Annotated in this window: 22 protein-coding genes; 17 read left to right on the top strand and 5 right to left on the bottom strand. The window is 63.6% G+C overall.

From position 1 onward, the window contains the following. Positions 1-3: 3 nt before the first annotated feature. A complete protein-coding gene (locus LOY53_RS14755; protein WP_252824551.1) occupies positions 4-1,191 on the bottom strand; it encodes an ABC transporter substrate-binding protein in 1,188 nt (395 codons plus the stop codon). 164 nt (positions 1,192-1,355) lie between these two features. On the opposite strand from LOY53_RS14755, the gene LOY53_RS14750 reads away from it, so the two are divergent. Beyond that, positions 1,356-2,630, top strand: a complete 1,275-nt coding sequence (locus LOY53_RS14750) for a sensor histidine kinase (RefSeq protein ID WP_252824549.1) — start codon at positions 1,356-1,358, stop codon at positions 2,628-2,630. Beyond that, a complete protein-coding gene (locus LOY53_RS14745) occupies positions 2,630-3,268 on the top strand; it encodes a response regulator transcription factor (RefSeq protein ID WP_027596441.1) in 639 nt (212 codons plus the stop codon). The genes LOY53_RS14750 and LOY53_RS14745 overlap by 1 nt, the downstream gene beginning before the upstream one ends. A 124-nt stretch (positions 3,269-3,392) precedes the next feature. On the opposite strand, the gene LOY53_RS14740 is transcribed toward LOY53_RS14745, so the two are convergent. After that, on the bottom strand, positions 3,393-4,052 hold the full coding sequence (locus tag LOY53_RS14740; protein WP_252824548.1) for a pentapeptide repeat-containing protein: 660 nt from the start codon (positions 4,050-4,052) through the stop codon (positions 3,393-3,395). Positions 4,053-4,117: 65 nt separating this feature from the next. After that, the gene (gene exaA / locus LOY53_RS14735) at positions 4,118-6,013 is read right to left on the bottom strand and encodes a quinoprotein ethanol dehydrogenase (protein WP_033694345.1); all 1,896 of its coding nucleotides are present in this window, start codon (positions 6,011-6,013) and stop codon (positions 4,118-4,120) included. Between the two features lie 254 nt (positions 6,014-6,267). Here exaA and pedF point away from each other — a divergent pair, with 254 nt between their 5' ends. The 13 genes from pedF to LOY53_RS14670 all read left to right on the top strand — a co-directional run bounded on the left by pedF (position 6,268) and on the right by LOY53_RS14670 (position 19,628). Then, on the top strand, positions 6,268-6,729 hold the full coding sequence (pedF, locus tag LOY53_RS14730; protein WP_027596444.1) for a cytochrome c-550 PedF: 462 nt from the start codon (positions 6,268-6,270) through the stop codon (positions 6,727-6,729). Positions 6,730-6,734: 5 nt separating this feature from the next. Next, positions 6,735-7,610, top strand: coding sequence for an ABC transporter substrate-binding protein (locus tag LOY53_RS14725; RefSeq protein WP_027596445.1), 876 nt, complete (start codon positions 6,735-6,737; stop codon positions 7,608-7,610). Next, entirely contained in the window at positions 7,607-8,368 is a 762-nt protein-coding gene (locus LOY53_RS14720) for a quinoprotein dehydrogenase-associated SoxYZ-like carrier (protein WP_252824546.1), read from the top strand. Before LOY53_RS14725 ends, LOY53_RS14720 begins: the two co-directional genes overlap by 4 nt. A 42-nt stretch (positions 8,369-8,410) precedes the next feature. After that, positions 8,411-9,352 (top strand): quinoprotein relay system zinc metallohydrolase 1, encoded by a 942-nt coding sequence (locus tag LOY53_RS14715; RefSeq protein ID WP_252824545.1) that lies wholly within the window; start codon positions 8,411-8,413, stop codon positions 9,350-9,352. Between the two features lie 399 nt (positions 9,353-9,751). Further along, positions 9,752-11,566 (top strand): PQQ-dependent alcohol dehydrogenase PedH, encoded by a 1,815-nt coding sequence (pedH, locus tag LOY53_RS14710; RefSeq protein WP_252824543.1) that lies wholly within the window; start codon positions 9,752-9,754, stop codon positions 11,564-11,566. A gap of 135 nt (positions 11,567-11,701) precedes the next feature. After that, a complete protein-coding gene (locus LOY53_RS14705; RefSeq protein WP_252824541.1) occupies positions 11,702-13,222 on the top strand; it encodes an aldehyde dehydrogenase family protein in 1,521 nt (506 codons plus the stop codon). A 229-nt stretch (positions 13,223-13,451) separates the two neighbouring features. Then, positions 13,452-13,523 carry a pyrroloquinoline quinone precursor peptide PqqA gene (pqqA, locus tag LOY53_RS14700; protein WP_003253598.1) on the top strand — a complete coding sequence of 24 codons (72 nt, stop codon included), beginning with the start codon at positions 13,452-13,454 and terminating at the stop codon, positions 13,521-13,523. A 53-nt stretch (positions 13,524-13,576) separates the two neighbouring features. Further along, entirely contained in the window at positions 13,577-14,491 is a 915-nt protein-coding gene (gene pqqB, locus LOY53_RS14695) for a pyrroloquinoline quinone biosynthesis protein PqqB (protein WP_252824540.1), read from the top strand. A gap of 31 nt (positions 14,492-14,522) precedes the next feature. Next, a complete protein-coding gene (pqqC, locus tag LOY53_RS14690; RefSeq protein ID WP_252824538.1) occupies positions 14,523-15,275 on the top strand; it encodes a pyrroloquinoline-quinone synthase PqqC in 753 nt (250 codons plus the stop codon). Next, a complete protein-coding gene (gene pqqD / locus LOY53_RS14685; RefSeq protein WP_252824536.1) occupies positions 15,272-15,544 on the top strand; it encodes a pyrroloquinoline quinone biosynthesis peptide chaperone PqqD in 273 nt (90 codons plus the stop codon). The genes pqqC and pqqD overlap by 4 nt, the downstream gene beginning before the upstream one ends. After that, positions 15,522-16,664 (top strand): pyrroloquinoline quinone biosynthesis protein PqqE, encoded by a 1,143-nt coding sequence (gene pqqE, locus LOY53_RS14680; RefSeq protein ID WP_252824535.1) that lies wholly within the window; start codon positions 15,522-15,524, stop codon positions 16,662-16,664. Before pqqD ends, pqqE begins: the two co-directional genes overlap by 23 nt. An 89-nt stretch (positions 16,665-16,753) precedes the next feature. Next, positions 16,754-17,917 carry an alcohol dehydrogenase-like regulatory protein ErcA gene (ercA, locus tag LOY53_RS14675; protein WP_252824533.1) on the top strand — a complete coding sequence of 388 codons (1,164 nt, stop codon included), beginning with the start codon at positions 16,754-16,756 and terminating at the stop codon, positions 17,915-17,917. Continuing rightward, positions 17,901-19,628, top strand: a complete 1,728-nt coding sequence (locus tag LOY53_RS14670) for a NahK/ErcS family hybrid sensor histidine kinase/response regulator (protein WP_099453861.1) — start codon at positions 17,901-17,903, stop codon at positions 19,626-19,628. The genes ercA and LOY53_RS14670 overlap by 17 nt, the downstream gene beginning before the upstream one ends. 64 nt (positions 19,629-19,692) lie before the next feature. Here the strand turns inward: LOY53_RS14670 and LOY53_RS14665 are convergent, their stop codons facing one another. Both LOY53_RS14665 and LOY53_RS14660 read right to left on the bottom strand, forming a co-directional pair. Continuing rightward, complete coding sequence (locus tag LOY53_RS14665; RefSeq protein ID WP_252824531.1) at positions 19,693-20,358, bottom strand: RraA family protein; 666 nt, start codon at positions 20,356-20,358, stop codon at positions 19,693-19,695. A 101-nt stretch (positions 20,359-20,459) separates the two neighbouring features. Next, positions 20,460-21,359 carry a LysR family transcriptional regulator gene (locus LOY53_RS14660; protein ID WP_252824530.1) on the bottom strand — a complete coding sequence of 300 codons (900 nt, stop codon included), beginning with the start codon at positions 21,357-21,359 and terminating at the stop codon, positions 20,460-20,462. Positions 21,360-21,535: 176 nt separating this feature from the next. On the opposite strand from LOY53_RS14660, the gene LOY53_RS14655 reads away from it, so the two are divergent. Both LOY53_RS14655 and LOY53_RS14650 read left to right on the top strand, forming a co-directional pair. After that, positions 21,536-22,885 carry an MFS transporter gene (locus LOY53_RS14655; RefSeq protein ID WP_258702848.1) on the top strand — a complete coding sequence of 450 codons (1,350 nt, stop codon included), beginning with the start codon at positions 21,536-21,538 and terminating at the stop codon, positions 22,883-22,885. A 59-nt stretch (positions 22,886-22,944) separates the two neighbouring features. After that, complete coding sequence (locus LOY53_RS14650; protein WP_085273784.1) at positions 22,945-23,607, top strand: RraA family protein; 663 nt, start codon at positions 22,945-22,947, stop codon at positions 23,605-23,607. The last annotated feature ends 127 nt before the right edge of the window (positions 23,608-23,734 follow it).

Raw genomic sequence — 23,734 nt, 5'->3', positions numbered from 1 at the left:
GTTTCAGGGGTAGCCGCAGGTCACTTCGGGCTTGTCGAAGCCCAGGCTGTCCATTTCGTTGAAGGGGTGCAGGAAGCCCTCCTGGGGCGAAGTGCTGACCAGCGCGCGTGGCTGAACCAGCGGGATGGGTTGGCGCAATTCGCCGTTCCATGGGCGGTAGCTGAGTTTGCGGCCCTTGAAGCCATCCAGCGGCAGCTGGTCGCTGAGCAGCAGTTGCTGCAGGGCGCGTGGCTCGGCCTGGCGCAGTTTGCTGACGGCGCTGGCGATGCTGCGCACGGCCATCCAGGCGGCGAAGTCGCGGTCGTTCATCCAGCGTCCGGCCTGGGCTTCGAAGCGTTTTTGCAACTGCGCCGCGCCAAAGGTTTCCACGGTCTTGTGCCAGCCGGTGGGGGTCAGGCCCTGGGTGCCGGCCACGGGGCGTGGGTACCAGGTCTGGTAGGGCAGGTATTCGCCGAAGTCACCGCGCTCGTCGGCCACCAGCACCACGTCGTACTCGGCGGTCTGGGTGAACAGGGGCATGTCGGCTTGGGCGCTGCGGCGCTGGTCGTTGTCGAAGCGCCAGGTTTTCTCCGCCACCAGCTGCACGCCGAAGCGCTTCACCGCCCGGCGCAGGGCCGCGGCGTAGGCCTGGTCGTCCTCGGTCTGGCCGACGACGAGCAACGCCCGCTGCCATTTGCGCAGTACCAGAAACTGCGCCAGGGCATCGGCCAGCATGGCGCGGCTGGGCAGGCTATGCAGCACATTGCCCAGGCACTGGCTGCTGCGCAGGCTGTCGTCGGGGCTGCCGGCGTTGAACAGCAGGCTGTCGGGCAGGGCGGCAGACAGTGCGCGCAGGCTGGCGGCCGGCGCGTTCACCACGAACAGCCGCAGGCCTTGGTCATGCTGGGCCTTGGCGGCTTGCAGCAGGGCCTCGGGGCTGTCTAGTTGGGTGCTGACAAGGGTGAACGCCTGCTTGAGAAAACGCCCCGTGCTGTTGCTGTCGACAACCGCCAGCTCGGCGCCCTGCAGCCCCGCGTCGGCGGGCTCGGGTATGATGTTGGACAGCAGCGGGCCCGGGTCGGGGCGATAGCCCAGGTAGCCGATGCGCACCTGTAATTGCTGCTCTGGCGGGGCGGCCGATGCGAAGGCCGAACACAGCGCGGTGGCCAGCGCCAGCAGGCAGGTCAGGGCAAGAGGGGCAGGCTGGCGCATAAACGCACTCCACGGCAGATGGCGCCAGCATAGGAAGCCGGCCGGGAGGGGGAAATATGCAGAAAGTAGCGCTCGGCCAGTACCAAGGTAGTAAATCACCGCTAAGGCCTCAGTTTTACGATGGGTCGCAGCCCTGGCCGCGTTCAACCGGAGGAAACTGCCCAATGCGCCTCATCAACCTGTCGGCCCAGTGGCGGATCAACCTGTGGGTCACGTTCTTTTTCGCCTTGGTCACCGTGGCCTGTGGCGGGTTGCTGCTGCACCAGGCGGTGGCCGATGTCGAGCGCGAATTGCAGTCTGCCGAAGCTGTGGTGGCGTACCTCGCCGACACGGCCGAGCGCGACCCGGCGAGCCTGCAACCGCGGCTGACCCAGAGCCTGCGCCACGTGCGGGTGCACTGGCTGGCGGCGGACGAAACCACGCAGATGCCGCTGGAGGCCGGCCTGGATGCCTGGCTGGGGCGCCAGCTGTTCGGTGATCGCCGCCACAGCACCCGCATGCTGGACTTGAGCGACGGGCGCCGGGTTCTGATCGCCGTGGACGCGCGGGATGAAATCGACGAAGTCCGGGATTCCCTGCAGCAGTTGCTGGGCTTATGTGGCCTGGCCTTGCTCGTGAGCCTGTTGACCATTCGCTGGGCGGTGCGGCGTGGCCTGGGCCTGCTGGATGAACTGCTGCGGGCGTTGCGCCAGGTCTCGGGTGGGCAGCTGACCACCCGCCTGCGCGAGGCCGGCCTGCCGGAGGCACGCCAGCTGGCGGCGCATTTCAACCGCATGACCGCGGCCCTGGAGCAGACCCGGGCTGACAATGCCCAACTGACCCAAACCCTGCTGGCGGTACAGGAACAGGAACGCACCCACCTGGCGCAGGCCCTGCACGATGACCTCGGGCAGTACTTGGCGGGTATCCGCGCCCAGGTCTGCCTGCTGCGCCTGGTGGCAGGCCAGCCGACGGTGGTGGAGCAGACCGCGCAAGCCCTGGAGCTTAATTGCGAACGCCTGCAGCAAGGCTTTCGTGCGTTGGTACACGACTTGTATCCGGTGGCGTTGCAACACGTGCCACTGGCCGAAGCCTTTGGTGTGCTGGTGAGTCAATGGCAGGCCAGCCAGGGCATCGATTGCCGTTTGCGGGTCGGTGAGCGCCTGCCGGTGCTGCCTGGCCCCAGCAGAACGCATTTGTATCGCCTGCTGCAGGAGGCGTTGACCAACGTTGCCCGGCATGCCGGCGCCAGCCAGGTGCGGGTGCGCCTGCAACGCAGTGCCAAGGGCTTGCGCCTGTTGGTGCGTGACAACGGCTGCGGCGCGAGCCAGCCCCAGCGGCCCGGCGTAGGCCTGCATTCGATGGCCGAGCGCGCGCGCAGCCTGGGGGGCGAATTACGCATCTTCAGTCGGCCGGGTGCCGGCTGGGCGTTGGCCCTGAACATTCCCATGGAGGCCTGATGAATATCGTATTGGTGGATGACCACGCCGTGGTGCGCCAGGGTTATGCCAGCCTGTTGCGGGCGGTGCTGCCGGCGATGGAAGTGCGCGAGGCCGCCAGCGGCGAAGAGGCGCTGGTGCGGGTTCAGGAGCAAGTGCCAAACCTGGTGATCATGGACTTCGGCCTGCCCGGCATCAGCGGCCTGGAGACCACCCGCCGGCTGCGCCAGCGCCTGCCGCAACTGCGCGTGCTGTTTTTCAGCATGCATGATGAGCTGCCCCTGGTGCGCCAAGCCCTGGAGGCGGGGGCTTCGGGCTACCTGACCAAGAATTCGGCGCCCCAGGTGTTGATCGAGGCGGTGCACCGGGTGTTGGCCGGGCATGCCTATATCGAGCAGCCTTTAGCCACACAACTGGCCTGCACACCGCAACAGAACGCCAGCGACCCGCGCTTGCAGCGCATGACCCAGCGCGAGTTGGAGATTTTCGTGATGCTGGCCAAGGGCACCCCGGTGCGGGTGATTGCCGAACAGCTGTGCATCAGTGCCAAGACCGTTTCCAACCACCTGACTTTGCTCAAGAGCAAGTTGCAGGTGAGTTCCCATGCGGAGCTGGTGCACCTGGGGATCGATTTGGGGGTGGTGCGGGTGGCGGGGTGAGGTTTTGTGGGAGATTTTGTGGCCTTGGGGTTCGGTTTGGAATTTTTGGCGCCTGGGAGATCGAGCGCCGCCCGCGCGGCGCACGATCTCACAGGCGCCAAACCCCTCACGGCGAACACCCTGCTCAATCATCCCAACTCCCCGGACAGCCCACACACCCTTCCATATTCGCATCCTGAAAATTCCCATAATGCTGCCGCGCGCCGCGCAGATCGGCTTGCGCCAGGTTGCTCTGGCCAAACTTGGCTTCCTGCAGGTTGGCATCGCCAAGGTTGGCCCCTTGCAGGTCGGTTTTGCTCAGCCAGGCCATCTCCAGGTCCGCCGCCCGCAGGTTGGCCTGGTGCATTTTCGCCCCGGAAAGCCTGGCGAACTGCAGGTACGCCGCACTGAGGTCGGCCTTTTCGAACTGCGCACCCTGGGCAAACAGCCCCCAGCCTTGAATGGCAATCAACGTGCTATGGCTCAGGTCTGCCAACCGCAGGTTGCTCTGCTGCAGGCTGGCGCGGGTCAGGTTGGCGCCCTGCAAGCGGGCCTTTTCCAGGTTGGCCAGGTCCAGGCGGGCATGGCGCAGGTCGGCATCGCGCAGGTCAGCGCCGGCCAGGTTCATCTTGCGCAAGTCCTGGTTGGCCAGGTTGGCGCCACGCAAATTGGCGCCAGGGCACTGGCTGCCTTCGGCGATCACGCAGCCGTTGACGGTCAAGGGCGCATCGTTGCCGTCGTCGTCGGCACTCACGGCCAGGGCAGGGGCAAGGAGCAACAGCAGGGCAAAGGGCAGGTAATTCATGAGCGAAGACTCTCGGTGAAAGGAGGGCGGGTGCGGGGAGGGCGCTGGGCGCTCCCCGCAGGCGATCACCGCTGCGCGGTCTTGTTGTCCCAGCTTGGGATCTTGAACACCCAGAACGAGCCGCCCTGGGCCACCGGCTTGGTCAGTTCGGCCATGTCGCCGCCCCACAGCGGCACCGCGCCGCCATAGCCCACGGTCACGCCGATGTACTGCTCGCCGTCCTGTTCCCAGGTGATGGGTGGCGAGACGATGCCGCTGCCGGTCTGGAACTTCCACAGCTCCTTGCCCGTCTTGGCGTCGAAGGCCTTGAAGAAGCCGTCGCCAGTACCGGTGAACACCAGGTTGCCCTTGGTCGCCAGAACGCCGGCCCACAGTGGCAGGTGCTCTTTGTGCTCCCAGACCAGCTTGCCGGTGGCCGGGTCCATGGCGCGCAAGGTGCCGACGTGGTCGTCATACATACGCTTGATGCGAAAGCCCATGCCCAGGTAGGCCGAGCCCTTCTTGTAGTTCACTTCTTCGGTCCAGTACTCCTCCTTCCACTGATTGCCGGGGATGTAGAACAGGCCGGTGTCCTGGCTGTAGGCCATGGGGTTCCAGTTCTTGCCCCCCAGGAACGGCGGCGAAACTTCCACCGGCTTGCCTTTGGTTTCACCGGGCAGCGGCTTGGCTGGCCGCTGGCCGGGGTTTTCCACCGGGCGACCGGTCTTGAGGTCGATATGGCTGGCCCAGGTGATGTTGTCGACGAAGGGGAAGGCGTTCTGCAATTTGCCGTTGTTGCGGTCTACCACGTAGAAGAAGCCGTTGCGGTCGGCGTGGCCGGTGGCCTTGACCACCTTGCCGTCCTTGTCCTTGTAATCGAACAGCACCAGCTCGTTGTTGCCGGAGAAGTCCCAGGCATCGTTCGGCGTGTGCTGGTAGAACCACTTCACCTCGCCGGTGCTTGGGTCGACGCCGACCTGGCCCGAGGTGTAGAGGCTGTCGTAGTCGTGGGGGTTGCCGTCCTTGGACGTGCGCGCCCAGGTGTTCCAAGGGCCAGGGTTGCCGGCACCGACGATGATGGTGTTGCTCTCGGGGTCGAAGCTCGCGCTCTGCCAGGGGGCGCCGCCGCCGTGGCTCCAGGCCTCGACCTTGCCGGTCTCGGTGGTCGGGTCGTCTGGCCAGGACGGCGCCTTGACGTCGCCGGTCGGGGTGCTGTCCTTGCCATTCAAGCGGCCCATGTGGCCTTCGACGAAGGGCCGCATCCACACTTCTTCGCCGGTGTCCGGGTCGCGGGCGAACAACTGGCCGACCACACCGAACTCATCGCCAGAGCTGCCGTGGATCAGCAACACCTTGCCGCTGGTCTTGTCTTTGATCAGCACCGGGGCGCCGGTCATGGTGTAGCCGGCGCTGTGGTCGCCGAACTTCTTGTTCCACACCACCTTGCCGGTGCGCTTGTCGAGGGCGATGAGGCGGGCGTCGAGGGTGCCGAAATAGATCTTGTCGCCGAAGATGGCCGCCCCGCGGTTGACCACGTCGCAGCACGGGCGAATGTTGTCTGGCAGGCGGTGGTTGTAGGTCCACAGGCGTTTGCCGGTCTTGGCATCGAGGGCGAATACCCGCGAGTAGGAGCCGGTGACGTAGACCACGCCGTCGCTGACGATGGCCTGGGATTCCTGGCCGCGCTGTTTTTCGTCGCCGAAGGAATAGGACCAGGCCGGGGTCAGCTTGAACACGTTCTGGTCGTTGACCTGGGCCAGCGGGCTCCAGCGCTGGGCATTGGTGCCCATGCCGTACTGCAGCACGTCCTGGGTGGTCAGGTGGTCGTTGGCGATGTCTTCCCAGGTCACGTTCTTGCTGGCAGGTGCCGCGGGGGCGGTGGCCGCGGTGGCCGCCGTGCAGAGGGCCAGGCTACCGGCCAGCAGCAAGGCCCGCACGCTGAGGGCCAGAGGGGAAAGGGCGGGTAGCGATCTTATTGTCATGGTTGCAGTTCCCTGTGGAGGTTTTGGCCTGCACAGGGTGGCGGCGGGACGGCGGCTGGGGATACGGAAAAAGTCCCGCCCTTGCCGGGAATAGTTCCCGGGCGGCACCTCATTTGGCCCTTCGCCACAAGCCCTACTACCAAGGGAGTAAGGCCCGGCCACCAAAGCAGCATACGGCCGCGCGCGGGCTGTTTCTAAGATGGCGGCACGGCCTCTGTGGTTGAGGCCTTGCGTGCATTCTTGAGGGCATAACAATGACAAAAAAACGCAACGTCTTGCTCGCTACAGGCCTGCTGGCCGGTGCTTTGCTGACGGGCACGGTGTGGGCTCATGGCAATGTGGTGCCCCAGGCGGTGGAAACCCAGGGCCTGACCCCGATCAAAGACGCCGGGGTAAGCCTGGACGGCGACGGCTGGGCCGCGGTCAACCCGTACCGTACCTCCCCCGAGCACGACAAAGCCGTAGAAATCGGCGCCTCGGCCTACAACCAGAATTGCGCTGCTTGCCATGGCCTGGAAGCCAAGTCTGGCGGTATCGCCCCGGATTTGCGCCTGCTCGATGTGGGCGAGGCCGGGGATGAGTGGTTCGTCGAGCGGGTGCGCCACGGCGCGGTGCGTGACGGGCGGGTGTACATGCCGAAGATGGCCGATTACCTGAGCCAGGAAGCCCTGTGGGCGGTACGCACCTATCTGGACAGCGTGCACGTCGAGGAGTGATCGCCATGCGTCTGTCGGCTGTGCTGTTGAGTGGCTTGCTGCTGTGCTGTGCGGCAGTGCAGGCACAGGTGCGCAACTACGACGCGATCATTGCTGCCGGTGAATTGAAGGTGGCGGTGTACAAGGATTTCGCGCCCTACAGCTTCGAGGACCACGGCCAGCCGCGTGGCGTCGATGTGGAGCTTGCGCAAGCGCTGGCCACGGCCTTGGGGGTGCACCTGCAATTGATCTGGGCGCCGCCAGGGGAAAAGCTCGACGATGACCTGCGCGACTACATCTGGCGCGGCAGCCCGCTGCGCCACCAGCAGTTGGCCGACCTGATGATGCGGGTGCCCTACGACCACGCCTACGCGCAAAAGCGCAACGAGCTGGGCGAGCTGGAAAACGCCCAGGTGGTGATGTTCGGCCCCTATCAGGAGGAGCGCTGGCAGGTGGCCTATGACCGCCGCCGCCTGCCCTCGGTGGCCAGTGTCGCGGTGTTCCAGCAGCACCCCATCGGGGTCGAGGTGGACAGTGTGCCGTCGTTCTACCTGACCTCGGTGTTCAACGGCATGCTCAGCGCCAACACCCACCATTACCCCAGCGTGCAACAGGCGTTCGGCGCGCTACAGGCCGGCCAGGTGGACGCGGTGATGGCGATGCGCGGCGAGGTTGACTGGCAGTTGCATCAGGCCGCCGACCCGCAACTGGCCCTGGCGGAAAACGCCTACCCCAACCTGGGCAAGCAGGCATGGGACATCGGCATGGCCGTGCATGAAAGCAACCGGCAGTTGGCCTATGCGGTGGAGGAAGCCCTCGAGGCGATGATCCGCGATGGCCGGCTGAAGGCGCTGTACGCCACCTACGGCCTGCGCTACGAGGTTCCGGAGATGTACCAATGAACTGGCGAGCGACGTTACTGCTGGCCTGCTGGATGCCTTGGGCTGCCCAGGCCGGTGAGCCTATCAGCAAGACCGACCCGGTACCCTCGGTGATGTGGGATTTCTACCACAAGCAACTGCTGGGGCAGGCGCCGTTCGTTTTCGATGAGCGGGTGAAGCTGTTGGCGCCGCCCTTTGCCGAGGACGCCCGGCAAGTGCCGCTGGAGATCGACGCCCGCGCATTCGCGGGCGACGTGGTACGGATTCTTGCCTGGGCCGAACTCAACCCCCTGCCGCGTATCGTCGACTTCGAGCCTGGCGAGCGTGTGCTGCCGTGGCTGTCGATCCGCATCCGCATCGAACAGGCCACGCCGCTGCGCGCTGCGGTGCTGACGCGTGACGGCCTGTGGCATGTCGGCTCGACCCTGATCGATGCGGCTGGCGGTGGTTGTACCGCGCCCAGCGTGGTGCGCACCCAGCCTGGCTGGGAGGAGCATGTCGGTGAGGTGCTGGGCGGGCGCTACCCGCGCGGTGATGGCAGCCGCTTGCGCCTGCAGGTGTCTCACCCGATGGACAACGGCCTGGTCAGCGGCATCCCTGAGTTCTTCCTCGAACATGCCGAGTTGCAAGGCGCCGATGGCCAGCGCCTGGCCAGCCTCGCGCTGTATCCGGCAGTCAGCGAGAACCCCAACCTGGGGTTCGATATCCAGGGCCCCGGGCTTACCCGGCTGCTGTTGCGGGACAACAGCGGTAACCAGTTCGAAGCGGCGGTGCCGTGAGCGCGTTGCTTGCCTTCACCCCCCTGACCAGAGGCGCCTGTCATGCGTTGGATGCTGCTGTTGTTGCTGTGCCTGGGCCTACCGGCCTGGGCTGACTTGGACTATCGACTCACGCCCCGGCAAATCGCGGAAGGCACTTGGCTGCTGGAGGGCAGCACCGACAATTTCGCCAAGGCCAATGGCGGCAATATCGTCAATACCGCGTTCATCGTCACCGACAGCGGCGTGGTGGTGATCGACAGCGGGCCGTCCAAGCGTTACGGCGAGGCCCTGCGCCAAGCCATTGCCGCCACCACCGACAAGTCGGTGGTCGAAGTGCTGCTGACCCACCATCACCCCGACCATGTGCTGGGCAACCAGGCCTTTACCGACGTGCCTATTGGTGCCCTGGCTGGCACAGGCGACCTGTTGCACCAGCAGGGCGAGGCGATGGCCGAGAACATGTACCGCCTGGTCGGTGACTGGATGCGCGGCACTGAGGTGGTGCTGCCGACACGGGTGCTGGAACCGGGTGTGCATGAGGTGGGTGGGCACCGGTTGCGGCTGTTGGCGCTGGGCGGGCATACCGGTGCGGACCTGGCGATTCTCGATGAGAAGACTGGCGTGCTGTTTGCCGGCGATTTGGTGTTTTACGAGCGCGCCCTGACCACCCCCAACAGCCCAGGGCTGGACGTTTGGCTCAAGGACCTGGACACCTTGCAGGCCTTGCCCTGGAAGCAGCTCGTGCCGGGGCATGGGCCGGTGGCCAGCGATGCTAAGCCTTTTGCGCAGATGCGTGATTACCTGGGCTGGCTGGATGGCTTGATGCGCGAGGGCGCAGCGCGTGGGGATGACATGGTCGAGATGATCCGCAGCCCGATCCCTGAGCGGTTTGCCGGTATCAGCCTGACCCGTTATGAGTTGATTCGCAGCGTCAGTCACCTGTACCCGCGGTATGAGCGTTTGCGGTTGCAGCGTATCGATGAGGGGGGCGCGGGTTTGTAGCGTTTGCCTTTGGATTTTCAGCGCCTGGGACATCGCGCGCCGCCCGCGCGGCGCTTCGCAGCACAAGGCTGCTCCTACATCTGTTTCGGGCCAGTGAGGCCTGTGATGTTGGCGCGCGACCGCCTTGTTGGTCCAACTCGATATTGAGGTGGACGGTAAGGGGCCGCGCGCCCATGCCTCAGGAATAATTGGCCCGAAACAGATGTAGGAGCAGCCTTGTGCTGCGAAGCGCCGCGCGGGCGGCGCTCGGTCTACGCCTCCCCAAAACCTCACCTCATGTACCAAGGAACTAGAAAACTCCACATTGCGGGCAATTGTTGGCAAGCAGGTCGGGCACAAGAATTCTCGGCACACCGGGAAAATTTCCCGGGCACAACAAAAAAACCAAAGGTAGCCGTCATGACCCGATCCCCACGTCGTCCCTTGTTCGCCGTGAGCCTGGTGCTCAGCGCCATGCTGCTGTCCGGCGCGGCACAGGCCGCTGTCAGCGATGAAGAAATCCTCCAGGACCCGAAAAACCCGCAGCAGATCGTGACCAATGGCCTGGGGGTCCAGGGCCAGCGCTACAGCCCGCTGGACCTGCTCAATGTCGGCAACGTCAAGGAACTGCGGCCAGTCTGGGCCTTTTCCTTCGGCGGTGAGAAGCAGCGCGGCCAGCAGGCCCAGCCGCTGATCAAGGACGGCGTGATGTACATGACCGGCTCCTACTCGCGGGTGTTCGCCGTCGACGCCCGTACCGGCAAAAAGCTCTGGCAATACGATGCGCGCCTGCCAGATGACATCCGCCCTTGCTGTGACGTGATCAACCGCGGCGTGGCGCTGTACGGCGACCTGGTGTTCTTCGGCACCCTGGATGCCAAGCTGGTGGCCCTGAACAAAGACACCGGCAAGGTGGTCTGGAGCAAGAAGGTCGCCGACCACAAAGAAGGCTATTCCATCAGCGCCGCGCCGATGATCGTCAACGGCAAGCTGATCACCGGTGTGGCCGGTGGCGAGTTCGGCGTGGTGGGCAAGATCCAGGCGTACAACCCGGAAAACGGCGAGTTGCTGTGGATGCGGCCGACCGTGGAAGGGCACATGGGCTACGTCTACAAAGACGGCAAGGCCATCGAGAACGGTATCTCGGGCGGCGAGGCGGGCAAGACCTGGCCCGGCGACCTGTGGAAGACCGGTGGCGCAGCGCCGTGGCTGGGCGGTTACTACGACCCTGAAACCAACCTGTTGCTGTTCGGCACCGGCAACCCGGCGCCGTGGAACTCCCACCTGCGCCCAGGCGACAACCTGTATTCCTCGTCGCGCCTGGCCTTGAACCCGGACGACGGCACCATCAAATGGCACTTCCAGAGCACGCCCCATGACGGCTGGGATTTCGACGGCGTCAACGAGCTGATCTCGTTCAATTACAAGGACGGCGGCAAGGAGGTCAAGGCCGCCGCAACCGCTGACCGCAACGGCTTCTTCTACGTGCTGGACCGCACCAACGGCAAATTCATCCGCGGCTTCCCCTTCGTCGACAAGATCACCTGGGCGACCGGCCTGGACAAGAACGGCCGCCCGATCTACAACGAGGCCAGCCGGCCAGGGGCTCCGGGCACTGAGGCCAAGGGCAGTTCCGTGTTCGTCGCACCGGCCTTCCTCGGCGCCAAGAACTGGATGCCCATGGCCTACAACAGGGACACTGGGCTGTTCTACGTGCCGTCCAACGAATGGGGCATGGACATCTGGAACGAAGGGATTGCCTACAAGAAGGGCGCGGCGTTCCTCGGGGCCGGTTTCACCATCAAACCGCTCAACGAAGACTACATCGGCGTGCTGCGCGCCATCGACCCGGTCAGCGGCAAGGAAGTCTGGCGCCACAAGAACTTCGCGCCGTTGTGGGGCGGGGTGCTGACCACCAAAGGCAACCTGGTGTTCACCGGCACGCCGGAAGGCTTCCTGCAGGCGTTCAACGCCAAGACCGGCGATAAAGTCTGGGAGTTCCAGACCGGCTCCGGCGTACTTGGCTCGCCGGTGACCTGGGAAATGGACGGCGAGCAGTACGTCTCGGTGCTGTCCGGCTGGGGCGGCGCGGTGCCGCTGTGGGGCGGCGAAGTGGCCAAGCGGGTGAAGGACTTCAACCAGGGCGGCATGCTCTGGACCTTCAAGTTGCCTAAACAGCTGCAGCAAGCGGCCAGTGCCGAGGCACCAGCACCCAGCGCCAAGCCGCAAAGCTGACACCGGGCCGCTTGCGGCCCTACTACCAAAGGACGAGAGCTCCGCTGCCAACGATGCATACGTCTGGCACGCGGGGCTTTTTACCATCGGTCCATCGCCTGTCGTTGGACAGGCATCGACCCGCAGAGGCTCAGCATGATCTACGCACAACCCGGAACCCCAGGCGCCATCGTGTCGTTCAAACCCCGCTACGGCAATTTCATCGGCGGCGAGTTCGTGCCGCCGTCCGGTGGCCAGTACTTCACCAACAGCTCGCCGGTCAATGGCCAGCCGATTGCCGAATTCCCGCGCTCCACCGCCGCGGACATCGACCACGCGCTGGATGCCGCGCATGCCGCTGCCGACGCCTGGGGCAAAACCTCGGTGCAGGACCGCGCCCTGGTGCTGCTGAAGATCGCCGACCGCATCGAGCAAAACCTGGAAGTACTGGCTGTTAGCGAAAGCTGGGACAACGGCAAGGCCGTGCGCGAAACCCTCAATGCCGACGTGCCGCTGGCGGCGGACCACTTCCGTTACTTTGCCGGCTGCATCCGTGCCCAGGAAGGTGGGGCGGCAGAGATCAACGCGCTGACCACGGCCTATCATTTCCACGAACCCCTGGGTGTGGTCGGGCAGATCATCCCATGGAACTTCCCGCTGCTGATGGCCGCCTGGAAGCTCGCCCCGGCCCTGGCCGCCGGTAACTGCGTGGTGCTCAAACCCGCTGAACAGACGCCGTTGTCGATCACGATTTTCGCCGAGCTGATCGCCGACCTGCTGCCAGCCGGTGTGTTGAACATTGTCCAGGGCTTTGGCCGTGAAGCCGGTGAGGCCCTGGCCACCAGCAAGCGCATCGCCAAGATCGCCTTTACCGGCTCCACCCCGGTGGGCTCGCACATCATGAAATGCGCGGCCGAGAACATCATCCCTTCTACCGTCGAGCTGGGCGGCAAATCGCCGAACATCTTCTTCGAGGACATCATGCAGGCCGAGCCTGCGTTCATCGAAAAGGCCGCCGAAGGCCTGGTGCTGGCGTTCTTCAACCAGGGTGAGGTGTGCACCTGCCCGTCGCGGGCGCTGATCCAGGAATCGATCTACGAGCCGTTCATGGCCGAGGTGATGAAGAAAATCGCCAAGATCACCCGTGGCAACCCGCTGGACACCGACACCATGGTGGGTGCCCAGGCCTCCGAGCAGCAATACGACAAGATTCTCTCCTACCTGGAGATTGCCAAGGAGGAGGGCGCGCAGTTGCTCACCGGCGGCGCTGCCGAGCGGCTCGACGGTGACCTGTCGACCGGGTACTACATTCAGCCGACCCTGCTCAAGGGCCACAACAAGATGCGCGTGTTCCAGGAAGAGATCTTCGGCCCGGTGGTGGGCGTAACCACCTTCAAGGACGAAGCTGAAGCCCTGGCCATCGCTAACGACAGCGAGTTCGGCCTGGGCGCAGGCCTGTGGACCCGTGACATCAACCGCGCCTACCGCATGGGCCGGGCGATCAAGGCCGGTCGCGTGTGGACCAACTGCTACCACCTGTACCCGGCGCATGCGGCGTTTGGCGGTTACAAGAAATCCGGCGTGGGCCGCGAGACCCACAAGATGATGCTCGACCATTACCAGCAGACCAAGAACCTGCTGGTGAGCTATGACATCAATCCGCTGGGCTTCTTCTAAGGGCACACAGGCCCGGCGGTAGGGTGCCGCCAGGCCTGGATGCAACGACGCACGTGGGGAGGGCTCTGGGTGGGCGCCTCCCCGCGTGCGTCACCCGTGTGGGTAAAAGCCCGCGTCACCCCCTACCAACGCACCCCGCAAGTTCGTTCCAAAGTAGCATTCGGCCCCGCCGCCCCCCGTGCATTAATGCCTCTACCGGAATTGCCCGGCACAAGAAGAGGACTGCCCCATGTGGACTAAACCCGCCTTTACCGACCTGCGCATTGGCTTCGAAGTGACGATGTATTTCGCCAATCGTTGATGGCTTTGCGGCCATCGCTGCGATGGCCGTTCCTTCTATGGGGATCGTTGTCCATGCACATTCGTGTTCTCGGCTCCGCCGCTGGCGGTGGTTTTCCGCAGTGGAACTGCAACTGTCGCCAATGCACCGGTGTGCGTAATGGCAGCCTGAGGGCGCAGCGGCGCACGCAGTCTTCGATCGCGGTGAGCGACGATGGCGAGCAGTGGATCCTGTGCAACGCTTCACCCGACATCCGCGCCCAGCTCGAAAGCTTCCCCGCTTTGCAACCGGCGCGCCGCCTGCGCGACACGGCAATTGGCGCGGTATTGCTGCTGGACAGCCAAATCGACCATTGCACGGGCCTGCTCAGCCTGCGCGAAGGGTGCCCGCACACGGTGTGGTGCACCGAGCGGGTGCATGAAGACCTGAGTAGCGGTTTCCCGCTGTTTACCCTGCTCAAGCACTGGAACGGTGGCTTGCAGTGGCAATGCATCGGCCTGGACCGCGAACCGTTTCGCATCGCTGCCTGCCCAAACCTGCAATTTCGCGCGATCCCGTTGCTGAGCAACGCGCCGCCGTATTCGCCCAACCGCGGCAATCCGCAACCGGGCGACACCATCGGCCTGCTCATCGAGGACCGGCGCAGTGGTGCCTCGGTTTTCTATGCGCCGGGCCTGGGGCAGGTCGATGCCGAAGTGGCGAGCTGGATGCGCCATGCCGACTGCCTGCTGCTGGACGGCACGCTGTGGCGCGACGACGAGATGCGTGTGTGCGAAGTCGGCCAAAGCCTGGGCAGTGAAATGGGCCACCTGGCGCAGAGTGGCCCGGGCGGCATGCTCGACGTGCTGGAGGGCTTCAGCCGCCAGCGCAAGATCCTCATCCACATCAACAACACCAACCCGATCCTCGATGAAGACTCGGCCGAACGGGCCTTGCTGGATCGACGGGGGATTGAAGTGGCGTACGACGGCTTGTCTATCACGCTGTAAGGGCTGGCACCGCGCGCCCTGGAGAACCGCAATGACCGACACCCCCATGACACCCCCTGAATTCGAAGCGGCCTTGCGTGCCAAGGGCGCCTATTACCATATCCACCATCCCTTCCATCAGGCGATGTATGCCGGGCGTGCGACCCGAGAGCAGATTCAGGGCTGGGTTGCCAACCGCTTCTACTACCAGGTCAACATCCCGCTCAAGGACGCGGCAATCCTCGCCAACTGCCCAGACCGTGAAGTGCGCCGGCAATGGTTGCAACGGGTGCTCGACCACGATGGCGCGCCGGGCAGCGCAGGGGGTATCGAAGCCTGGTTGCGCCTGGGGGAGGCGGTCGGGCTGACGCGTGAGCGCATCCTCTCCCAGGAGATGGTCCTGCCTGGGGTGCGTTTTGCCGTGGACGCCTACGTCAATTTCGCCCGCCGCGCAGGCTGGCAGGAGGCCGCCAGCAGTTCGCTGACCGAACTGTTCGCGCCGCAGATCCACCAGTCGCGCCTGGACAGCTGGCCCCAGCACTACCCCTGGATCGATGCCGCCGGCTACGACTACTTCCGCACACGCCTGGGCCAGGCGCGGCGCGACGTGGAACATGGCTTGCGCATCACCTTGGCGCATTACGTCACGCGTGCCGGCCAGCAGCGGATGCTGGAGATTCTGCAGTTCAAGCTCGACGTGCTCTGGAGCATGCTCGATGCCATGAGCATGGCGTATGAGCTGGAGCGGCCGCCTTATCACAGCGTGACCCAGGAAAACGTCTGGCATCGGGGGATCGCCCTGTGAAACTGATCGACGGCGAACAGGTGCTGGGTTTGCGCCGCGGCTACCGCCTGCAATGGGAGCCGCGCCAGGATTGCCATGTGCTGCTGTACCCCGAGGGCATGATCAAGCTCAATGCCAGCGCCGGTTGGGTGCTGGAGATGCTGGACGGCCAGCGGTGCGTAGCGGCGATCATTGACGGCTTGGCGCAGCGCTTCCCCGATGTACAGGGGCTGGACGAGGATGTGCTGGCGTTTCTGGAGGTGGCCCGTGGCAAGCACTGGATCGAATGACACGCGCCCGGGGCCGCCGCTGTGGCTGCTGGCGGAGCTGACGTACCGCTGCCCGTTGCAATGCCCGTATTGTTCCAACCCGTTGGACTTTGCCCAACATGGCCAGGAGCTGACCACTGACGAGTGGATCCGCGTGTTCCGTGAAGCGCGGGCGATGGGCGCCGCGCAGCTGGGCTTTTCCGGCGGCGAACCGCTGGTGCGTCAGGACTTGGCGCAGCTGATCAAGGCCGCGCGGGACATGGGCTACTATACCAACCTGATTACCTCGGGTATTGGCCTGACCGAACAGAAAGTCCGCGACTTCAAGGTCGCCGGGCTCGACCATATCCAGATCAGCTTCCAGGCCGCAGATGAGGCGGTCAACAACATGCTGGCCGGCTCGCGCAAAGCGTTCGCCCAGAAGCTGGCGATGGCCAAGGCAGTCAAGGCCCAGGGTTACCCGATGGTGCTGAACTTCGTGACCCATCGGCACAATATCGACCAGATTGCCGACATCATCGAGCTGTGCCTGGCGTTGCAGGCGGACTTCGTGGAACTGGCGACCTGCCAGTTCTACGGTTGGGCCGAGCTCAACCGTGCCGGCCTGCTGCCGACCCGCGAGCAATTGCAGCGGGCCGAAGCCATTACCCAAGCGTATCGCCAGCGGCTGGAGGCGGAGGGGCATCCGTGCAAGCTGATTTTCGTCACGCCGGACTACTACGAAGAACGCCCCAAGGCCTGCATGAACGGCTGGGCCAACCTGTTTCTCGATATCACCCCAGACGGCACTGCGCTGCCGTGCCACAGCGCCCGCCAGTTGCCGGTGGCCTTCCCCAACGTGCGCGAGCACAGCATCGAGCACATCTGGAACGATTCTTTTGGCTTCAACCGCTACCGTGGCAATGACTGGATGAAGGAGCCCTGTCGCTCGTGCGATGAAAAGCACCAGGACTTGGGCGGCTGCCGCTGCCAGGCGTACATGCTTACCGGCGATGCCGCCAACGCAGACCCGGTATGCAGCAAGTCGCCGCACCATGGGGTGGTCCTCAAGGCCCGGGAGCAAGCGCAGACCGCAGGGCAGGGCATGGCGCAGCTGACCCTGCGCAACGAGCAGGCGTCGCGGCTGATTTTTCGTGGCTAAGCCGGGCCCCCGCTTTGGTCTGGTTGCTTTCGCTGCGGGATGCTTTACGCTGGCGTTTACCTTCCAGAACAATAAGAACAGGCTTTCCAATGAGCCAGAGTTTCAGCCCGCTTCGCAAGTTCGTTTCGCCTGAAATCATCTTTGGTGCCGGCTGCCGGCACAACGTCGCCAATTACGCCAAGACCTTCGGTGCGCGCAAGGTGCTGGTGGTCAGCGACCCCGGCGTAATTGCTGCGGGTTGGGTGGCGGATGTCGAGGCCAGCCTGCAGGCCCAAGGCATCGACTACTGCCTGTACACGGCCGTGTCGCCCAACCCGCGGGTCGAAGAGGTCATGCTCGGCGCCGAGATCTACCGGGAAAACCACTGTGACGTGATCGTCGCCGTCGGCGGCGGCAGCCCGATGGATTGCGGCAAGGCGATCGGCATCGTGGTCGCCCACGGGCGCAGTATTCTCGAGTTCGAAGGGGTGGACATGATCCGCGTGCCCAGCCCGCCGCTGATCCTCATCCCCACCACGGCCGGCACCTCGGCCGACGTGTCGCAGTTCGTGATCATTTCCAACCAGCAGGAGCGAATGAAGTTCTCCATCGTCAGCAAGGCGGTGGTGCCCGACGTCTCGCTGATTGACCCGCAAACCACCCTGAGCATGGACCCGTTCCTGTCTGCCTGCACCGGCATCGATGCGCTGGTGCATGCCATCGAGGCGTTTGTGTCTACCGGCCACGGGCCGTTGACCGACCCGCATGCGCTGGAAGCCATGCGCTTGATCAATGGCAACCTGGTGCAGATGATCGCCAACCCGACCGATATCGCCCTGCGCGAGAAGATCATGCTGGGCAGCATGCAGGCCGGGCTGGCGTTTTCCAATGCCATTCTGGGTGCGGTCCACGCCATGTCCCACAGCCTGGGCGGCTTCCTCGACCTGCCCCACGGCTTGTGCAACGCAGTGTTGGTGGAGCACGTGGTGGCGTTCAACTACAGCTCGGCACCCGAGCGTTTCAAGGTGATTGCCGAGGTGTTCGGCATCGACTGCCGCGGGCTTAACCACCGGCAGATCTGCGGGCGCCTGGTGGAGCACCTGATTGCCCTGAAGCACGCGATCGGCTTCCACGAAACCTTGGGCCTGCATGGGGTGCGTACGTCCGACATCCCGTTCCTGTCGCAACATGCGATGGATGACCCGTGCATCCTCACCAACCCCCGCGAGTCGAGCCAGCGTGATGTCGAGGTCGTTTATGGCGAGGCCCTCTGACGAGCAGCAGCGGGCGCTCGCCGGGCTGCTGGGGCTGGGCGACCACTCGGCACGCAAGAGCCATTACCCGGAGCTGGCAGCCCGCCTGGACGAGCTGGAGGCCGAACGCAACCGCTACAAATGGCTGTTCGAAAATGCCGTCCACGGCATTTTCCAGGCCAGCCTGCAAGAAGGCATGCGTGCCGCCAACCCCGCGCTGGCGCGCATGCTTGGCTACGACAGCCCGCAGGCGGTGCTGTTTTCCCTGACGGACCTGGCCGCCAACCTGTTTGTTGGCGGCGCCGAAGAGCTGCATGCGATCACCGCGACGCTCGCCCGCGAACACAGCCTGCACGGCTACGAAACCCGCTTGCGGCGCCGCGACGGCAGCCACCTCGATGTGCTGATGAACCTGCTACTAAAGCCTGGCCACGAAGGGCTGGTCGAAGGCTTTGTCGCCGACATTACCGAACGTAAGCAGGCCCAGCAGCACCTGCAGCAACTCAATGACGAACTCGAACGACGGGTCGCCGCGCGGACCGATGAACTGCTCGAGGCCAACCGCAATCTGCAGCAGCAGATCACCGAGCGTAAAGCGATTGCCCGCGCCCTGCGCGATGCCCGCGACGCCGCCGAAACCGCCAACCGCAGCAAGGACAAATACCTGGCTGCTGCCAGCCATGACCTGCTGCAACCGCTCAATGCCGCCCGCCTGCTGATCTCGACCCTGCGCGAACGGCAGTTGCCGGAGGCGGAGCAGGTGCTGGTGGAGCGCACCCACCAGGCACTGGAGGGCGCCGAAGACCTGCTGACCGACCTGTTGGACATCTCCCGGCTCGATCAGGCGGCGGTCAAGCCCGACGTGGCCTTGTACCGCCTCGACGAACTGTTTGGCCCGCTGGTCTCGGAGTTCAGTTCGGTGGCGGACGCTGAAGGGCTGAAGCTGCGGGCGCACATTGGCGACTATGCCATCAACACCGACCTGCGGCTGATGACACGGATTTTGCGCAACTTTCTCAGCAACGCCTGCCGCTACACCGACGAAGGCAAGATCTTGCTCGGGGCCAGGCGTCGCGGCAGCCACTTGCGCCTGGAGGTCTGGGACACCGGGCGGGGCATTGCCGAAGATCGGTTGGAAGCTGTTTTCCTTGAGTTCAACCAACTGGACGTCGGCCGTGCTGCCGATCGCAAAGGCGTGGGCCTGGGGTTGGCTATCGTCGAGCGGATCGCCAAGATTCTCGGTTACCGCGTCCAGGTACGGTCGTGGCCGGGGCGTGGCTCGATGTTCAGCATTGAGGTACCGATCGGCACAGAAGTGCCGCTGCCTGCTCACCCGGCTATGCCGCAAGCCAGCGCCGGAAACCCGTTACCCGGCCGCCGGCTGCTGGTGTTGGACAACGAAGTGAGCATCCTCGAAAGCATGGGCGCGCTGCTTGGGCAGTGGGGCTGTGAGGTGGTGACTGCGACCGATCAGGCCGGTGCCCTGGCGGCCTTGCGGGGGCAGGCGCCGGAGTTGATCCTGGCGGATTATCACTTGGACCACGGCGTTGTGGGTTGCGAGGTGGTCAGGCACTTGCGCGAGCATTTTGCCGTCGCCATTCCTGCGGTGATCATTACCGCAGACCGCAGCGATCAGTGCCGGCGCGCCTTGCAGAAACTTGGCGCGCCGCTGCTGAACAAGCCCGTCAAACCGGGGAAGTTGCGGGCGGTGTTGAGCCAGTTGTTGGGGTAGGACTGTTAGGGCCAAAGGGGCCGCTGCGATGGGCTGCGCAGCAGCCCCTGGCGATCAGTTCACCTCAGTTCGACAAGCCTGCTTTATCCAGCACCTTATCGAGCCAAGACTGGTCCAATGCACCCGTGGCAATCTCTGCCTTGACGGCCTCTTCGTGAGCCTCGTGTTCGCGCGCTTTGCCTAGCACGAGTTCAGCCACGTTCTGAGGGAAGGCGACGATGCCGTCTTCGTCAGCGACGATGATGTCACCGGGTGAGACGAGCATGCCACCAATCGAAACCGGCACGTTGATTTCGCCCGGCCCGCTCTTGTAAGGGCCGCAGTGCACGACAGCCCGTGCATAGCATGGGCTGGTCTTGAAGCTTTCAACGTCGCGAATCGCCCCGTCGACGATGAAACCGACGCAGCCACGCTGCTCTGCGTAGAGCTTGATCAACTCGCCGATGACCGCATTGTTGGTGTCACCCTGGGCATCGATGACCAGTACGTGACCGGGTTCGAGCAGCGTCAGCGCCTTGTAGATGAACAGGTTGTCGCCGGGACGGGTTTTGACGGTCAGCGCAGTGCCGACCAACTTGCCCGAGGTGTTGTAGCGGGTAAGCCCTCGCGCGCCAATGTGTCGACCCAGGTTGTCGCTGATGTGCGGCGTGACGACCGAGCGGAACGATTCGATCACATGCGCAGGGGCGAGTGTTGGCGACGGCAGGATACGAGACCCGGGTAACAGCATGACAATCTCCTGGAAATGGCTTGACCCAGTGGGGTATGGGTCGATGGTAGGAGAGAACTGCCGTTACTTTTAGCGATATTTTTTGATTAAAAAACATCGCCTCAGGTGATGATAAGCCGGGTGAAGTCGCAGGCCTGTTGCGCCAACCGCGCCACTTCATTGCTGAGCCCTTGGTAGCGGTCAGCCCGGTGCACGCAGACATAGCTGATCGGTGGCAGTGGCAAGTCGGTTTGTATGACCTTCAATCGGCCCTGCTCGATCATCGAGCTCATGCATTGCCTGGGCAGGTAGCTGAGCCCGACACCCGAAATCGCCAACCCGACTTGTGCGACCAGGTAGTTGCTGGTGAGTGTCTTGGTCAGCCGCACGTCATGTTCCGCCAGCCAGCGTTCGTAGGTTTTCCCGGTGCCTGAGCTGCCTCCCTGGGTGAGTACCGTAAACGACGACAGCGATTGCAAGTCCATGGGGGCGTCACTCGGGTACAGCGAGGGTGAGCACATCCACGCGTTCTCGACAGACGCGAGCGGGGTACTGATGAAGCGGGCATCGCGGAAGATGTCAGGCACGATGATCAGGTCAAGCTCGTCAGCCTCGAGCCGGCGCAACAGGTCGGTGCTCAACTCGATCGAGGGTTCCAGATCGACCTTGGGGTAGGTCTGGTGAATCTGATCGACCAGGTTCGGCAACCACGTGAGCGCCGTGAGTTCCGTTACGCCAAGCCTGAAGCGTCGGACCAGCGTTTCTTTCGAGCTGACGCGCTCCAGCAGGTTATCCCGCTGGCGCAACATTTCAACGGCGCAGCCATGCAGCTCCAGGCCTTTTTGGGTCAGGCGGGCGCTGCGTTTCGAGCGGTCGAAGATGGCTACGCCAAAGGCATCCTCGAGTTCTTGCACGCGTTTGGAGATCGCCGATTGAGACATGTTGAGTTTGGCGGCAGCCGCTTCAAAGCTGCCCAGCTCGACAATCCAGTAGATGGCCTCGATTTGCTTCAGCGTGATCATCGCGTGCTCCAGGTGTGAAAAGCCCGTTTCAGAGCGGCCCCGAAGTGATTTCAAGGCAGGTAAATGAAGGCGATTATCCACTAAAAGTGATGATAAGTGGTGAGTATTTGTCGCTTTTTTTCTACCTTTACGGCGCCTAGATTACCGCCGAATTACAAAAACAAAGGTATGTACCTATGTCGATCGCTGAAGTTGCCTATGCCAAAGGGCGCAGCAGTTACCGGTGGATCGTGGCTGGCATGATCTTCTCGATCTACACCATCGCTGCCGCCGACCGCGCCAATCTCGGCGTGGCGTTGCCTTTTATTCGCAAAGAGTTCGAGATGAGCAACGCCGAAGCGGGTGGGCTGATGAGCCTGTTCCTGCTGGCTTATGCCTTGGCGCAAATCCCGGCAGGCTTGGCCTTCAGTCGCCTGGGCGTGAGCCGGATCTTGCCGACCGCCATGGTCATGACGTCGGTGCTGACCGGGTTGGTAGGTACCGCAGGCTCACTGCTGGCGTTGAAAATCTATCGGTTCGGCCTGGGCCTTGCCGAAGGTCCGCTGCCGATCAGCATGACCACCACCATCAACAACTGGTTTCCGCCGAGAGAAAAGGGCATTGCTTCAGGCATTTTTCTGTCTGCGGTCAAGTTCGGCCCGGTCATCGTACCGCCGCTGTGTGCCGTGATCATCGCGGTGTGGGGCTGGCGCGAGGTGTTCTATTTCTTCGCCGTGCCGGGCATTTTGCTGTCGATCGCCTGGTACTTTCTGATTGCCGATCACCCCTCGAAAAACCGCTTCGTCAATCAGGCGGAGCTTGATTACATCACTGACGACACGCCGCGCGACAACGTCGCCAGCAATGAACCCGACGTGAAGACGACCTCAGGGCGGGGCTTTGAACGCCTGGACTTCTTCATTCGTCGGCGCGAGGTAGCGGCGCTGGAGACCAAGCGCCAGGTCTTCGGTTCGTGGTTGATCTGGGGCAGTGCGCTGGCGTACTGCTTCCAGCTGGGTGTTTCCAGCGTATTGTTGTCCTGGATCCCCACCTACTTAATCACCGTCAAAGGCTTCTCGTTGATGAACATGGGGTTGGTCTCGGCTGCGCCTTGGGTTGGGGCAGTGCTGGGCAACTTGTTGGGCGGCTATTGCTCGGACCGTTGGTTGGGCGGGCGGCGCAAACCTGGGATGCTGCTTTCAGCGCTGGGTACCTCGGTGATGATGTACCTGTTGATTCATTCGCCTGCCGACCCGTTTTCGTACGGCCTGTTGCTGATGGCGACCGGCATCGTGCTGAGCTTCGGGTTCTCTTCTTACATGGTTTACCCCATGGCACTGGCGACCAAGCAGACGTTCCCCGTCGCCAACGCCATCGTCAACATGGTCGGGCAGCTAGGGGCCGCGGCGACGCCGTTTTTGACCGGCTTGTTGCTTGACAGTTATGGCTGGAACTACGTGTTCTCTTACCTTGCGATGGGTTCGTTCGCCAGCTTTGTGCTGTTGCTGACGATTCTGGAGCCGGTGCCGAAGACTCAAAAGGTGTGACCTCACGGCCTGTGGTGTCACCCGTTGTGATCAATCCGTCTGTTTGAAAGGAGCTAATGATGCACGCAGAAGATAAAGCGCTGGTTGCACTGTTCGAAGGGCTGGACACGCCCGGCGTCTCGGATGCCTTGGACAAGCTCGGCCTGCCTGGCCATTGCTTTGGTGTGATGCCGCTCGACAACTACAAGCAGGTGGTCGTGGGGCCGGCGTTTACGGTGAAGTACGTGTCGGCGAGCGTGCCACCGGGCACCGTTGGTGATTTCATCGAAGAGGTCGCTGAGGGCGATATCGTGGTGATCGACAATGATGGCCGCACCGACTGCACCGTGTGGGGCGATATCATGACCCAGTATGCCGGGGCCCGGAAGATTGCTGGCACGGTGATCGACGGTGTCTGCCGCGATGTGAACAAGGCCTTGGGCGATGGCTATCCGCTGTTTACCCAGGGGCGCTTCATGCGCACAGGCAAAGACCGTGTTCAGGTCGAATCGGTCAACCAGCCGGTTTCCATCGGCCAGGCCCGTGTCTGCTCCCGTGACATTATCGTTGCCGATGCCAACGGCGTCGTTGTAGTGCCACGTGAACGGGCGCAAGAGGTTGCCCAGGTTGCCCGTCAGATCGAAGCAGTCGAAGCGGATATCCGCGCGTTGATCAGCGAAGGGCGCACCCTCAAGCAAGCGCGCGAAGCGCTGAATTACCACACCTTGCAACGCAAATCCTAAGTGGCATTGTGCTGGCCCCTGCAGGTGCAGGGGTCAATAGCTGTTATGCCCAGAGGGTTTAGCACCGCTCGCAGCATCGCCTTAAACTAGGCGCGTGCGTCCCGCGCACTGATTCGTTCGTCTTGTT

The organism is Pseudomonas sp. B21-031, from assembly GCF_024748985.1.
GTDB classification, from domain to species: domain Bacteria; phylum Pseudomonadota; class Gammaproteobacteria; order Pseudomonadales; family Pseudomonadaceae; genus Aquipseudomonas; species Aquipseudomonas kermanshahensis.
This window is presented reverse-complemented; position numbering and strand designations above follow the sequence as displayed.